The sequence below is a fragment of the Micromonospora sp. NPDC049204 genome (assembly GCF_040647935.1).
Taxonomy (GTDB): domain Bacteria; phylum Actinomycetota; class Actinomycetes; order Mycobacteriales; family Micromonosporaceae; genus Micromonospora.
In genome coordinates this window covers 1-14,128 of record NZ_JBEZDC010000005.1, presented here as the reverse complement: position 1 = coordinate 14,128, position 14,128 = coordinate 1, and the positions used below count along the sequence as shown (strand labels likewise).

General features: G+C 72.4%; 13 protein-coding genes. 11 read left to right on the top strand and 2 right to left on the bottom strand.

What is annotated here, in order from left to right:
• Nucleotides 1–242 precede the first annotated feature (242 nt).
• The 3 genes from AB0A90_RS11490 to AB0A90_RS11480 all read left to right on the top strand — a co-directional run bounded on the left by AB0A90_RS11490 (nucleotide 243) and on the right by AB0A90_RS11480 (nucleotide 3,369).
• A complete protein-coding gene (locus AB0A90_RS11490; protein WP_357245243.1) occupies nucleotides 243–953 on the top strand; it encodes an MBL fold metallo-hydrolase in 711 nt (236 codons plus the stop codon).
• Nucleotides 954–1,027: 74 nt separating this feature from the next.
• The gene (gene hisS / locus AB0A90_RS11485) at nucleotides 1,028–2,356 is read left to right on the top strand and encodes a histidine--tRNA ligase (RefSeq protein WP_357245241.1); all 1,329 of its coding nucleotides are present in this window, start codon (nucleotides 1,028–1,030) and stop codon (nucleotides 2,354–2,356) included.
• Between the two features lie 71 nt (nucleotides 2,357–2,427).
• On the top strand, nucleotides 2,428–3,369 hold the full coding sequence (locus AB0A90_RS11480; protein ID WP_357245239.1) for an acyl-ACP desaturase: 942 nt from the start codon (nucleotides 2,428–2,430) through the stop codon (nucleotides 3,367–3,369).
• Between the two features lie 98 nt (nucleotides 3,370–3,467).
• On the opposite strand, the gene AB0A90_RS11475 is transcribed toward AB0A90_RS11480, so the two are convergent.
• Nucleotides 3,468–3,974, bottom strand: coding sequence for a PaaI family thioesterase (locus AB0A90_RS11475; protein WP_357245237.1), 507 nt, complete (start codon nucleotides 3,972–3,974; stop codon nucleotides 3,468–3,470).
• 55 nt (nucleotides 3,975–4,029) lie between these two features.
• On the opposite strand from AB0A90_RS11475, the gene AB0A90_RS11470 reads away from it, so the two are divergent.
• Both AB0A90_RS11470 and AB0A90_RS11465 read left to right on the top strand, forming a co-directional pair.
• Nucleotides 4,030–4,506 (top strand): helix-turn-helix domain-containing protein, encoded by a 477-nt coding sequence (locus tag AB0A90_RS11470; RefSeq protein ID WP_357245235.1) that lies wholly within the window; start codon nucleotides 4,030–4,032, stop codon nucleotides 4,504–4,506.
• 274 nt (nucleotides 4,507–4,780) lie between these two features.
• Nucleotides 4,781–5,827 (top strand): S1 family peptidase, encoded by a 1,047-nt coding sequence (locus AB0A90_RS11465; protein WP_357245233.1) that lies wholly within the window; start codon nucleotides 4,781–4,783, stop codon nucleotides 5,825–5,827.
• Nucleotides 5,828–5,902: 75 nt separating this feature from the next.
• On the opposite strand, the gene AB0A90_RS11460 is transcribed toward AB0A90_RS11465, so the two are convergent.
• On the bottom strand, nucleotides 5,903–6,613 hold the full coding sequence (locus tag AB0A90_RS11460; RefSeq protein ID WP_357245231.1) for a DUF998 domain-containing protein: 711 nt from the start codon (nucleotides 6,611–6,613) through the stop codon (nucleotides 5,903–5,905).
• Between the two features lie 154 nt (nucleotides 6,614–6,767).
• Here AB0A90_RS11460 and aspS point away from each other — a divergent pair, with 154 nt between their 5' ends.
• The 6 genes from aspS to AB0A90_RS11430 all read left to right on the top strand — a co-directional run bounded on the left by aspS (nucleotide 6,768) and on the right by AB0A90_RS11430 (nucleotide 13,578).
• Entirely contained in the window at nucleotides 6,768–8,573 is a 1,806-nt protein-coding gene (aspS, locus tag AB0A90_RS11455) for an aspartate--tRNA ligase (RefSeq protein WP_357245229.1), read from the top strand.
• 100 nt (nucleotides 8,574–8,673) lie between these two features.
• Nucleotides 8,674–9,486: a sugar nucleotide-binding protein gene (locus tag AB0A90_RS11450; RefSeq protein ID WP_357245228.1), complete on the top strand. Its 813-nt coding sequence runs from the start codon at nucleotides 8,674–8,676 to the stop codon at nucleotides 9,484–9,486.
• Between the two features lie 66 nt (nucleotides 9,487–9,552).
• A complete protein-coding gene (locus AB0A90_RS11445; RefSeq protein WP_357245226.1) occupies nucleotides 9,553–10,152 on the top strand; it encodes a helix-turn-helix domain-containing protein in 600 nt (199 codons plus the stop codon).
• A gap of 175 nt (nucleotides 10,153–10,327) precedes the next feature.
• Nucleotides 10,328–11,611, top strand: coding sequence for an MFS transporter (locus AB0A90_RS11440; protein WP_357245224.1), 1,284 nt, complete (start codon nucleotides 10,328–10,330; stop codon nucleotides 11,609–11,611).
• A gap of 132 nt (nucleotides 11,612–11,743) precedes the next feature.
• On the top strand, nucleotides 11,744–11,965 hold the full coding sequence (locus AB0A90_RS11435) for a hypothetical protein (protein WP_357245222.1): 222 nt from the start codon (nucleotides 11,744–11,746) through the stop codon (nucleotides 11,963–11,965).
• Nucleotides 11,966–12,039: 74 nt separating this feature from the next.
• Nucleotides 12,040–13,578, top strand: a complete 1,539-nt coding sequence (locus tag AB0A90_RS11430; protein WP_357245220.1) for a replication-associated recombination protein A — start codon at nucleotides 12,040–12,042, stop codon at nucleotides 13,576–13,578.
• The last annotated feature ends 550 nt before the right edge of the window (nucleotides 13,579–14,128 follow it).

Below are 14,128 nucleotides of genomic sequence, written 5' to 3'. Positions count from 1 at the left end.
GTCGCCGGCGACCGGGCGTCCCGGCCCGTCCGGGCGTCACGTGTGCCGCGCCACACGCCCGCCAGAGTGTACGGCTAGTGACTGGGAAAGTGGTGTACGAGGTCCACCCCGTTCCGAGCAGCGCTTATCGGGCGGTGTCACTGTGTCCCGCGGGGCGCGCGGGACGGACGCGGCAAACTCACTCGGCGCGCCCGTTAGGCTGCTGGGCAGGACGACAGCCGTTCGACGAAAGGACAGCGCCCGTGCTCGTGGCCGGCTTTCCCGCGGACGCCTTCGGCACCAACTGCTACGTGGTTGCCACCGCGCCGGGGGAGCAGTGCGTGGTGGTCGACCCCGGCATCGGGGTGCTCGACCAGCTCGACGCGCTGCTCGCCGAACACCGCCTGCATCCGGCCGCTGTCCTGCTCACCCACGGCCACCTCGACCACACGTTCTCGGTCGCGCCGGTCTGCGGTGCGCGGGGCATCACCGCCTACGTGCACCCCGGCGACCGGGAGATGCTTGCCGACCCGGCCAAGGGCCTCTCCGCCGACCTGACGTCGCTGTTCGGCGGCCGACTGAGCTACACCGAGCCGGATGAGGTGGCCGAGCTGACCGACGGCGCCACCCTCACCCTCGCTGGCCTGGAGATCGCCGTCGACCACGCCCCGGGCCATACCGGCGGGTCGGTGCTGTTCCGGTTGCCCGGCGCGGGCTCGGGCTGGGAGGCGGACGAGATCTGCCTGTCCGGCGACGTCCTCTTCGCCGGGTCGATCGGCCGCACCGACCTGCCGGGCGGGAGCATGCCGGCCATGCTCACCAGCCTGCGCGACAAGATCCTTCCGCTGGCCGACGACACCGTCGTGCTGCCCGGCCACGGCCCCGCCACCACCATCGGCCGCGAGCGCGCCAGCAACCCGTACCTCGTCGAGGTGGCCGGCACGACGCCGGCCGCTCCCACCCGGGGCCTCTAGATCTTTCGTCCGCGCCGCGGCGCGGACCCACGACACCACCGCGCCGCGGGCGCGGCACCGCAAGGAGTACGCCGATGAGCAAGCCCACGCCCATCTCCGGTTTCCCGGAGTGGACCCCCGGTCAGCGGATGATCGAGCAGTTCGTGCTCGACAAGATCCGGGCCACGTTCGAGCTGTACGGCTTCGCGCCGCTGGAGACCCGCGCGGTGGAGCCGCTGGACCAGCTGCTGCGCAAGGGCGAGACCTCGAAGGAGGTCTACGTGATCCGGCGGTTGCACGCCGACGCCGAGGGCGCGGGCGGCGACGACCAGCTCGGCCTGCACTTCGATCTGACCGTGCCGTTCGCCCGCTACGTGCTGGAGAACGCCGGCAAGCTGACCTTCCCGTTCCGTCGCTACCAGATCCAGAAGGTGTGGCGGGGGGAGCGGCCGCAGGAGGGGCGCTACCGGGAGTTCGTCCAGGCCGACATCGACATCGTCGACCGGGACACTCTGGCCCCGCACCACGAGGCGGAGATGCCGCTGGTCATCGGGGACGCGCTGCGGTCGCTGCCGATCCCGCCGGTGACCATCCAGGTCAACAACCGCAAGATCCCCGAGGGCTTCTACCGGGGTATCGGGCTCACCGACCCGGAGGCGGCGCTGCGGGCGATCGACAAGCTCGACAAGATCGGTCCGGCGAAGGTGGCCGAGCTGCTGGCCCAGACCGCCGGGGCGAGCGAGGCGCAGGCCAAGGCGTGCCTGGCGCTGGCCGAGATCTCCGCGCCGGACGCGTCGTTCGCCGACGCCGTGCGGGCGCTCGGGGTGAGTGACCCGCTGCTCGACGAGGGCATCGAGGAGCTGGTCCGGGTGGTGCAGACCGCCGCCGAGCACTCACCCGGCCTCTGCGTCGCGGACCTGCGCATCGCCCGCGGCCTGGACTACTACACGGGCACCGTCTACGAGACCCAGCTGCGCGGCTACGAGCGGTTCGGCTCGATCTGCTCCGGCGGCCGGTACGACAACCTGGCCAGCGCCGGCGCTGTCTCGTACCCCGGGGTGGGTATCTCGATCGGGGTGACCCGGCTGCTCGGGTTGCTGTTCGGCGCGGGGGACCTGTCGGTGTCCCGCTCGGTGCCCACCTGTGTCCTGGTGGCGTTGGCCGACGAGGAGCACCGGCCGGCCAGTGGCCGGATCGCGGCGGCGCTGCGGTCCCGCGGCATCGCCACCGAGGTCTCGCCGAGCGCGGCGAAGTTCGGCAAGCAGATCCGTTACGCCGAGCGGCGCGGCATCCCGTACGTGTGGTTCCCGGGTGCCGACGGAGCGCCGGACGAGGTGAAGGACATCCGTTCGGGTGAGCAGGTCACGGCCGGTGCGGGGGAGTGGATGCCACCCCTGGCGGACCGCAAACCGACGGTCAGCTGAGTCTCACCACTGGCGCTCCTGGCCGCGGGGACCTACGGTAGCGTAAGTTACGCCACCGTAGGGAGCTTCTCGTGACCGTCAGCACCACAGTCAGTCAGACCGCACTGCTCGTCGAGTTGGAGCCGGTGGTTGCCCGCAACCTCGACCGCCACCTCTCGCTCGCCAAGGAGTGGTTCCCGCACGAGTACGTGCCGTGGAGCGAAGGGCGGACCTTCGACGGGCCGCTCGGCGGCGAGGCGTGGTCACCGACCGACTCCACCATCCCGGACGTGGCCCGCACGGCGCTGATCGTGAACCTGCTGACCGAGGACAACCTGCCCTCGTACCACCACGAGATCGCCACCCTGTTCGGCCGGGACGGCGCGTGGGGCACCTGGGTGCACCGGTGGACCGCCGAGGAGGGTCGGCACGGGGTCGCGATCCGCGACTACCTGACCGTCACCCGGGCGGTCGACCCGGTGGCGTTGGAGCGGGCCCGGATGACGCACATGTCGGAGGGCTACACCAACGCCCACGGCGACGAGGTGCTGCACTCGCTGGCGTACGTCTCGTTCCAGGAGTTGGCCACCCGCATCTCGCACCGCAACACCGGCAAGGCCACCGGCGACCCCGCCTGTGAGGCACTGCTGGCCCGGGTGGCCGCCGACGAGAACCTGCACATGGTCTTCTACCGCAACCTGCTCGCCGCCGCGTTCGAGCTGGCCCCGAGTCAGGCCATGCGGGCCGTCGCCGACGTGGTGGCCGACTTCCAGATGCCGGGCGCCGGCATCGACGGTTTCGCCCGCAAGTCGGTGGCGATCGCCCTGGCGGGCATCTACGACCTGCGCCAGCACCGCGACGAGGTGCTCCAGCCGGTGTTGCGCCAGTGGGACGTCTTCAACGTGACAGGTCTCGACGCCGACGGCGAGGCGGCCCGCGAGCAGCTCGCCGCCCAACTGGACAACCTGGACAAGGCAGCAAACCGCTTCGAGGAAAAGCGCGACGCAAGAGCCGCCCGCCTAGCCCTCCGCTAACCCCCACCCCCACCAATTGCCGTGTTGATCAAGAGGTTTGCGTCACCGGGAGCCCGTTTCCTGACGCGAACCTCTTGATCAACCATCCAGGGACGGGGTCAGGGTTGGGGGAGGAGGAGGCAGGTGCTGGTGGCGTGGGCTGTCAGGCGGCCGTTGGCGTCGGTGATGCGGGCCTCGGCCAGGGCCGTCCGGCGGCCGCTCTGCAGCACCGTGCCCTCGCAGCGCAGCGTGCCGCTGGCGACGGTGACCGGGCGGAGGAACTTCACGTTGAGGTCCAGCGAGGTGTAGCCGACGCCGGCCGGCAGGGTGCTGTGCACGGCGCAGCCCGCGGCCGTGTCCAGCAGTGTCGAGAGGACACCACCGTGGACGGTGCCGAGCGGGTTGTAGTGGAACTCCTGCGGGGTCAGCTCGACGACCACCACGCCCTCGTCGGCCGCCATCCGGGTCATGTCGATGAGGTGCATCACCGGTGGTGCGGCCAGCTCGCCGGCGATCATCGCCCGGAGCATGTCGAGGCCACTGCGTCGACCGATCTGAGCGGCGTTGACCGCCGGGTCCGCCCAGGTGAAGGTACGGCTGCGCGCCGGTTCCTGCGTCTGCGTCATCGACGCAGCCTGGCAGCAGGTTGCTGAGTCTGTCAACGAGACCTAGCCTGGTCGGATGCGACCCGCAGCGCTGGACTGGTCGGTGGAGAACTGCACCATCGCCCGTGCCATGGAGATCCTCGGTGAGCGGTGGACCCTTGTGGTGCTCCGCGAGGTGTTCACCGGCGTCCGCCGCTTCGACGACATGCGGGTACGCACCGGCATCCCACGGCAGGTGCTGACGAACCGGCTGGCCGGCCTGGTCGAGCGGGGCGTGCTGCGCCGCGAGCCGTACCGGGAGCCGGGGAGCCGGCTGCGCCACGAGTACCTGTTGACGGAGAAGGGCCTGGATCTCTGGCCCGTCCTGGTGGCCGTGCTCGGGTGGGGTGACCGGCACCTTGCCGACGCCGAGGGCTCGCCGCTCACCGTCACTCACCGTGACTGCGGCGCCCTCGTGCACGTCGAGTTGCGCTGCGCCGACGGACACGATGTGGGGCGGGTGCGTGACGTGGTTCCCCGCCCCGGCCCCGGTGCCCGCCGCCGTACGCCCTGACGGGCGGACCCGCGCCGACCGGTGTCACAAGGCATCGACAACCATGCCCGCCGAGGGCGGGTTGGGTGTGACGGCGGCTGTTCGCCATCGTGTCGGTGGTGTTGCGGAGATGTGGCCGGCTGCGTTCGCTGAATCCGGGCTCAACCAAGCCTTGTCAATGATCTTAAGTATGTGAATACTTCAGTGCACTTGGCCGGTTTCCCCAGATCGGCCGGGTTGCCCTCGGGTCAGCCGACCTCGGCGAGACCCGCTCCCCCGCCCAGGAGGTTGTTACATGCGACCCACGAGGTCCACATTCCGCGTTGCGGCCACTGTCGCCGTTTCCGGAAGTCTGGTCGTCGGTGTGCTCATCGGCGCACCCGCCCAGGCCGCACCCGCCGCCTCGCCCGACGCCGCGGCCGCGCTGTCCGCGCAACTCGGCGACCGCTCGGCCGGTTCGTACATCGACGCCAGCGGCAGGTCCGTCGTCACGGTGACCGACGCGGCCGCCGCGAGCGCGGCCAACAAGGCCGGCGCCGCCGTCCGCTACGTCACCCGCGGTGCCGGCGAACTCAACCGGGCCACCGCCGATCTGGAGCGCTCCGCGAAGATCCCGGGCACCGCCTGGTGGAGCGACCCGGTCACCAACCAGGTCGTCGTCTCCGTCGACAGCACCGTCACCGGCGCCAAGCTGGAGCGGGTCAAGGCCGCCGCCGCGCGGGCCAACGGCGCGGTCCGCGTCGAGGCCGAGGCGGGCGTGCTGAGCACCCGGATCTCCGGCGGCCAGGCCATCTACGCAGGCGGGGGCGGGCGCTGCTCGCTCGGCTTCAACGTGCGCAGCGGCAGCACCTACTCCTTCGTGACCGCCGGGCACTGCACCAACATCTCCGCCAACTGGTACTCGAACTCCGCCCAGACCGCCCTCATCGGCACGCGGACCGGCACCAGCTTCCCGGGCAACGACTACGGCATCGTGCGGCACAGCAACTCGGCGAACGCCGCCGGCAACGTCTACCTCTACAACGGCAGCTACCGGGACATCACCGGCGCCGGCAACGCGTCCGTCGGCCAGTCGGTGCAGCGCTCCGGCAGCACCACCGGCCTGCGCGGCGGCACGGTGAACGCGACGAACGCCACCGTCAACTACGCCGAGGGCTCCGTCTCCGGCCTGATCCGCACCAACGTCTGCGCCGAGCCGGGCGACAGCGGCGGCTCGCTGTTCGCCAACACCACGGCCCTGGGCATGACCTCCGGCGGCAGTGGCAACTGCCGCACCGGTGGCACGACCTTCTTCCAGCCCGTCACCGAGGCCCTGAGCCGCTACGGCGTCAGCGTCTTCTGATCCCGTCACCGCCCGCGGGCCGCCGGAGGATTCCGGCGGCCCGCGTCGCGCGTCCGGGCGCCGTCGCGCGCCGGCTCACGCGAGCCGGTCGGGCCGCTGGGTGGGTCGCAGGGGATCCGGGGGTACGACACCCACGGCGGGACCGGTGGGTGTCGCGGCGCCGACGGACCAGGCGAGGTGTGCCCGCCGGGCGGAGACGACCGCCAGCAGCGGCCACAGGGAGACCGCCACCGCCGTGACCCGCTCGGCCAGCCCGGTGCGCGACCCACTCGTCACCTCGAACGCGCACCAGCCGAAGAGCGCGAGCAGCACGAGGGTGGTGCTCAGCCCCACCGCCCGGCGGAACGCCCAGGGCGCCTCCGGTCGGGTGGGGTGCGCGGTGTCGTGACCGCGCGGCAGCCGCAGTGCCGAGCCGGCCGGCCAGAGCACCAGGGCGAGGACGGCCACCGTGGCCGCGACGCCGTGGCTGACCGAGCCGCCGACCGGCGGCCGGGGAAACGCGACAAGCGCGATGGTGGCCACCCCACCGATCGCGAGCAGGAACCGGCTGGGCAGTCCGGCCGCGTGCAGGACGGCGGCCACCGACAGGTAGCAGCAGCCGAGCAGCACCAGCGCCACCACCATGATCCAGGCGTCGGTGGCGTCCTGCCCCGCCAGCTCGCTGATGGTGTCCCGGATCGGGTCGTACCCGGCGGGTTGCCGGGCCTCCGCGACGGTCCAACCGGCCACCAGCAGCACGGGCGCCGCCGCCGCCGTGGCGACGGCCCAGTTCGGTACGGGCCGCATTTCGCCACGTTAACCGGCGCGGCTGCCGGGGGAGTCGGGTTCGCCGGTCCACCCCACCAGCGAATCGCGCCGGCCTGCCGGGTGCCCGGAGGCGGGGCGGCCACCCCTGACAGAATGCGGGTGAGGACTGTTCCACGATGAGGAGTTGCCAGCCGTGATCCGTACCCACAATGCCGGAAGCCTGCGCGCCGCGGACGCCGGCTCGACGGTGACGCTCGCCGGGTGGGTGGCCCGCCGGCGCGACCACGGCGGGGTCATCTTCGTCGACCTGCGCGACGGCACCGGCGTCGTCCAGGTGGTCTTCCGCGAGGAGGACGCGCACGCGCTGCGCAACGAGTTCTGCGTGAAGGTCGTCGGCGAGGTGACCCGCCGACCGGCCGGCAACGAGAACCCGGAGCTGCCCACCGGTGAGGTCGAGGTGACCGTCACCGAGCTGGAGGTGCTCTCCGAGGCCGCGCCGCTGCCGCTGCCGGTGGACGACCAGATCGAGGCCGGCGACGACATTCGGCTCAAGTACCGCTACCTGGACCTGCGTCGCAGCGGGCCGGCGAACGCGCTGCGGTTGCGTTCGCGCGCCAGCCACCTGGCCCGGGGTGTCCTGCACGAGCGGGACTTCCTGGAGATCGAGACGCCGACGCTGACCCGGTCGACGCCCGAGGGCGCCCGCGACTTCCTGGTGCCGGTGCGCCTGCAGCCCGGCAGCTGGTACGCGCTGCCGCAGTCGCCGCAGCTGTTCAAGCAGCTGCTGATGGTCGGCGGCATGGAGCGGTATTACCAGATCGCCCGCTGCTACCGCGACGAGGACTTCCGGGCCGACCGGCAGCCCGAGTTCACCCAGCTCGACATCGAGATGTCCTTCGTCACCGAGGACGACGTGATCGACCTCGGTGAGGCGATCGTCTCGACGCTGTGGAAGGAGCTGGCGGGGCACGAGATCTCCGGGCCGATCCCGCGGATCACCTGGCACGACGCCATGGCCCGGTACGGCTCCGACAAGCCGGACCTGCGCTACGGCGTCGAGCTGACCGAGCTGACCGACTACCTGCGCGGCACCGCGTTCCGGGTGTTCGCCGGGGCGATCGACGCGGGCGGTTACGTCGGCGCGGTCGTGATGCCGGGTGGCGCGGCGCAGAGCCGCAAGGAGCTGGACGGCTGGCAGGACTGGGCCAAGGCGCGTGGCGCGCGCGGCCTGGCGTACGTGGTGCTGGACGCCGAGACCGGCGAGGCGCGCGGCCCGGTGGCGAAGAACCTCTCCGCCGAGCACCTGGGCGGGCTCGCCGACGCGGTCGGCGCCAAGCCGGGCGACGCGATCTTCTTCGCCGCCAGCGCCACCACTCGGGAGGCGCAGGAGCTGCTCGGCGCGGCCCGCGTCGAGATCGCCAAGCGGTCCGGTCTGATCGACGAGAGCGCCTGGGCGTTCTGCTGGGTGGTCGACGCGCCGATGTTCGAGCGCACGGACGAGGGCGGTTGGACGGCTGTGCACCACCCGTTCACCTCGCCGAACTCGGAGTGGGTCGACCGGTTCGAGGAGGCTCCGGACCGGGCCCTGGCGTACGCGTACGACATCGTCTGCAACGGCAACGAGATCGGCGGCGGATCGATCCGTATCCACCGGGGTGACGTGCAGAAGCGGGTCTTCGACCTGCTCGGCATCACGCCCGAGGAGGCGCAGGACAAGTTCGGCTTCCTGCTGGAGGCGTTCAAGTACGGCGCACCGCCGCACGGCGGCATCGCCTTCGGCTGGGACCGGGTCTGCATGCTGCTCGCCGGCGCGGACTCGATCCGCGAGGTGATCGCGTTCCCGAAGACCCGGGGCGGCTTCGACCCGCTGACCAGTGCCCCCACCCCGATCACCGCCCAGCAGCGCACCGAGGCCGGCATCGACGCCAAGCCCAAGCCCCCCGCAACAGCCCACACGGGTACGGCCGGCCCCGCAGCCCCGGTAGCCGACCCGGTCTAACCGCACCCCCGCCCCCGCTTGGTTGATCAAGAGGTTTGCGTCATCATCGCCCCGCGAGATGACGCAAACCTCTTGATCATCGGTGGGGGAGTGGGCTGGCATGCGGGTGCTTGTGGTCGGGGGCAGTGGGTTTCTGGGTTCCGAGGTGTGTCGGCGGGGCGTTCGCGCCGGGCTCGCTGTGGTCGGGACCTTCCACTCCGGTGAGCTCGCGGTGCCGGGCGTGCACGCGCGGCGGCTGGACGTGACGGACCGGTCCGCCGTGCGCGCGCTTGTCGCGCAGGTGCGACCGGACGCCGTGGTCGGGACCCCCTACCGGTACGACGACTGGGCGGTCACCGCCGACGGCGCCGCGAACGTGGCGGTCGCCGCCGCCGAGGTGGGCGCCCGGCTGGTGCACGTGTCGAGTGACGCGCTGCACGCCGGCCGTCCCATGCCGTACGCCGACGACGACCCACCCACCCCGGTGCACGCCTACGGAGCGGCGAAGGCCGCGGCCGAGACCGCCGTGCGGGCGATCGACCCCGGTGCGGCCCTGGTGCGTACCTCCCTGATCCTGGGGGAGGGCAGCAAGCAGATCCAGCTCTGCCGGGACGCGCTCGCCGGCCGGGCGGCGCTGTTCACCGACGAGTCCCGCTGCCCGATCGATGTCACCGACCTGGCCGACGCCGTGCTGGAGTTGGTCGCCTCCTCGTACACGGGTCTGCTCAACGTCGCCGGCCCGGACGCCGTCAGCCGCGCCGACCTGGGCCTGCTGGTCGCGACGCGGTTCGGTCTGGACGCGGCCGGGCTGACAACCACCACCGGGGCCGCCGCCGGCCTGTCCCGCCCCCTCGACGTACGCCTCGACTCCGCTCGCGCCGCCGGCCTGCTCCGCACGCGACTGCGGGGAGTACGCGAACTTCTCGCGCCCTGAGCAGCCTTGCACACATGTCATGCACAACTCTTGTGCACAAGAGTTGTGCAGGGATAGTGTGCAGGAATGGAGAGTCCTTCACCCGACCGACCGGTCGAGCAGCGCCGCGTCCATCTGGACGGCCGACAGGTTCGCACGCTTGCCCACCCCCTGCGGATGCGGCTGCTCGGCTCGCTGCGGGTCGACGGCCCGGCGACCGCGACCGCGTTGGCCGAGCGGTTGAGCACCAACACCGGCGCCACGAGTTACCACCTGCGTCAGCTCGCCGACGTCGGGCTGGTGACCGAGGACCCCGACCGGGGCACCAGCCGGCAGCGATGGTGGCAGGCCGCACACGACGTCAGCGACTTCGAGCCCACCGACTTCGACGACGATCCGGACGCCCGTGCCGCCGTGCAGTGGATCCAGGGCGACCAGGTACGGGTGATGGCCGAGCTGGCCGAGCGGTGGATGGCCGTCGAGCACCACCAGTCCCGTGACTGGCGTGACGCCGCCGGCATGAGCGACCTGGTGCTGCCGCTGGACCCGACCCGGCTGCGGGCCCTCAGTGCCGACCTGTGGGCGGTGCTGATGCGCTACCGCGAGGAGGCGGTCACCGAGGCGTCGGACGCCAAGCCGGTGCACGTGTTCCTGGCCGGCTTCCCCCGGTTGGACGATCGCTGGTGAGCGCGAGGAGTGAGCCGGTGTTGCGAGCCCCGCAGTCGCGAACGAACGGTGGCCTGGTGAGCGCGAGGAGTGAGCCGGTGTTGCGAGCCCCGCAGTCGCGAACGAACGGTGGCCTGGTGAGCGCGAGGAGTGAGCCGGTGTTGCGAACCCCGCAGTCGCGAAGTGAGGTGTCGTCGTGAGCGCGCTGACCGTACGCCAGGTCCGGTTCCGCTACCTCACGCTCTACGGTCTGCGCTGGTTGCCCACGGGTCTGATCATCCCGGTCATGATCCTGCTGATGCAGGAGCGCGGCCTGTCGCTGCCGCAGATCGGCCTGGTCTTCAGCGCGCAGGGTTTGCTGGTGCTCGCGCTGGAGCTGCCCACCGGCGGGCTGGCCGACGCCCTCGGCCGCCGACCGGTGCTCGTCGTGGCCGGGGCGCTCAGCCTCGTCTCGCTGGCGCTGTTCGCGGTGGCCGACTCGTTCTGGGTGTTCTTCCTGGTCTATGCGGTGCAGGGGATCTACCGGGCACTCGACAGTGGGCCGTTGGAGTCCTGGTACGTCGACGCCACACTGGCCGCGGACCCGGATGCCGAGTATGAGCGGGGACTGGGCTACGCCGGCACCGTCAGCGGCGGGGCGATCGGTGCTGGCGCGCTGCTCAGTGGCGGCCTGGTCGCACTGGGTTCGATCGGGCGGGTCAGCGCGCTCACCGTGCCCGTGCTGGCCGCGATCATCGCGCAGGCGGTGTCGCTTGTCGCGCTGCTCGTCCTGCTGGTCGAGCAGCGACCGGCCAGCGGGTTCGCGGCCCTGCGGGCCTCGGTGGTCCAGGCGCCCCGGATGATCGGCCAGGCGATCGGGCTGCTGCGCCGTTCCCGGGTGCTGCTGGCGCTGGTGCTGGTGGAGCTGTTCTGGGGCTTCGGCATGGTCACCTTTGAGTCGCTGCTGCCGGTCCGGCTCGCTGAGGTGATCGGTGACCCGGAACGCGCCGCCGCGCTGCTCGGGCCGGCCAACTCGGCGGCCTGGCTGGCCTCGGCCGCCGGCGCGGCGCTGACCCCGTTGCTGCTGCGCTGGTTCGGGGCTGCTCCGGGAGCGGCGCTGCTGCGCATCCTGCAGGGCGTCACGGTGGTCGGGATGGGGCTGTTCGCCGGGCCGGTCGGGGTGCTGGTGGCCTACCTGGCCTGCTATGCCGTGCACGGCGCGTCCAACCCGCTGCACAGCGGCCTGTTGCACCGGCAGGTCGACGGCCCGTACCGGACCAGCGTTCTCTCGCTGAACTCGATGATGGCGCAACCCGGCTTCGCCCTCGGCGGGGTGATCCTGACCGCGATCGCCGCCGCCGTCAGCGTCAGCACCGCGATGGTGGTCGGCGCGGTGGTGCTCGCCGTCGCCGCGCCGCTCTACCTGCCCGCCTGGCTGGCCGGCCGTCGGGCCGCGACGCCCGTCGAGCCGACCGCGGTGCCCGTGTCGGCGCAACGGTAGGAGGGCACGCACCCGGGCGGCGGTCCACCCGGTCCGGAGGTGGACACCCCAGATCCACGGTGGAGATTGGCGAGTCGACCGATTGGGTACATCACGCGCCGACCTACTGGGAACCCCCACCGGAGGACCGACATGCTCGCCATCCTGGCCGCCATCGTCTTTGGCTTTGCCCTGCTGATCGATCTGCTCGACACCGACTTCGGCGCACCCGACCTGTTCAACTGGAACACCCTCGTGCTCCTCGGTCTGTTCCTGCTCGCGCTCTACCTGGGCGGCGTGGGCAGCGGCCCGCGCGGTGGCGGCGGTGGCGGCGGCGGTCGCTGGTACCGGGGCCGTCGCCCCGGCCGTGGCTGACCGGAACCGATCACCGGGGCCGGGCCCACGGCGCGATTCTGGCCTCGTGGGCCCGGCCCGGTACTGTCTTCGTGATGGAGTCCGACGCCCTCTTCTCCCTCGGTGAACCCGCCGGGTCGCGCAGCGCGCCCGACGGTCCCGCCGGTGTCGACGGCTTCACCGCGGTGGCCGACGACTCGCCCCTACCCGTCCGGATGCGCCCGGTGACTCTCGACGAGTTGATCGGCCAGGACCACCTGCTCGCCCCCGGCGCCCCACTGCGGCAACTGGTCTCCGGCGGCGCCCCGATGTCGGTGATCCTCTGGGGTCCACCGGGCAGCGGCAAGACCACCATCGCGCACCTGGTGGCCGGGGCGACCGACCGGCGCTTCGTCGCCATGTCGGCGCTCTCTGCCGGCGTCAAGGACGTCCGGGCGGTGATCGAGGCGGCCCGCCGCCAGCGCCGCTCGGGCGGCCCGCAGACCGTACTCTTCATCGACGAGGTGCACCGGTTCAGCAAGACCCAGCAGGATTCGCTGCTCGCCGCGGTCGAGGACCGCACTGTCACGTTGCTGGCGGCGACCACCGAAAATCCGTACTTCTCGGTCATCTCGCCGTTGCTGTCGCGGTGCGTGCTGCTCACCCTGCAACCGCTCGACGACGAGGCGGTGCGGGGCCTGCTGCGCCGCGCGGTCGCCGACAAGCGTGGCCTGGGCGGCGTGCTCACCCTGGCCCCGGAGGCCGAGGACCACCTGGTCCGACTCGCCGCCGGTGACGTCCGCAAGGCACTCACCGCGCTGGAGGCGGCGGCGGCCTCCGCCATGGCGCTGGGCGGCGGGCGGATCGACCTCGCCACCGCCGAGCAGGCCGTCGACGTCGCGGCGGTGCGCTACGACCGCGACGGCGACGCCCACTACGACGTGGTCAGCGCCTTCATCAAGAGCATGCGCGGCTCGGACGTGGACGCCGCCGTGCACTGGCTGGCCCGCATGCTGGTCGCCGGTGAGGACGCCCGGTTCATCGCCCGCCGCCTGGTCATCTTCGCCAGCGAGGACGTGGGCATGGCCGACCCCGGCGCGCTGAGCGTCGCCACCGCCGCCGCCCACGCCGTCGAGTACGTGGGGCTGCCCGAGGCGCAGCTCAACCTGGCCCAGGCGGTGATCCACCTGGCCACCGCCCCCAAGTCCAACTCGGCCACCACCGCCATCGGTGCCGCGATCGCCGACGTCCGGGCCGGTCGGGGAGGCCCCGTGCCGCGCGGGCTGCGCGACGCGCACTATGCCGGCGCTCGCGGCCTGGGCCACGGCACGGGCTACCGCTATCCGCACGACGACCAGCGCGGCGTGGTCACCCAGCAGTACGTGCCGGACGACCTGGTCGGCACCGACTACTACCAGCCCAGCCCGCACGGCGCGGAACGGTCGGTGGCCAACCGGCTGCCGGTGCTGCGCCGGATCGTGCGTGGCCTGCCGGCCCCGGCCACCCGTCCGGACACTCCGACAGCCGAGCCGCCGGTAACGACGCGGACCGCGTCCGCGCTTCCTGGTGAGAACGGCCGCCCGACGACGGGCACGGGCACCTCCGGCACGACGCAGGACAGCGGCGCTGACGCCGCAGGAGAGGGTCAACAGTGAGATCGCGTGGTGGGGACCGCCCGGACGAGGGCCCGGACGAACGGCGCGATCCCCGCGCCAAGACGCGCCGGTGGGGTCGAGGCCGGGCGGCCGAGGCCGAGCCGGAGGAGCCGGTCGCCGGCGAGGAGTTCGGCTGGATCGACGACCTCCGCTCGGCCAAGCAGCAACGCGGTGAACTGGGTCCGGACGGCGCGCCGGCCGAACCCCACCGCCCCCACGGTGGTCCGCCGGTGGAGCCCGCCGGGCCGCGCGGGGGTGCGCCGGCCGAACCCGCCGGGCCGCGGACGGGTGCGCCGGCCGAACCCACCGGGCCGCGGACGGGTGCGCCGGTAGAGTCCGCCAGGCCGCGGACGGGAGCGCCGGCCGAGCCGGCCCGTGCGCGCGGGCCGGTGCCGCCGGCGGCCGCGGTGCCGCCTGCCCCGAGCCAGAGCGGCCCGGGTGCCGCCGCCCGTCGACCCCGTAGGCGGGGGAGTCGGGATCGGTGTCCAGCACCACGATGGCGTCCGGACGGCTGGCCGTCCGGTCGAAGGCCGCCACGTAGGCGAGCTTC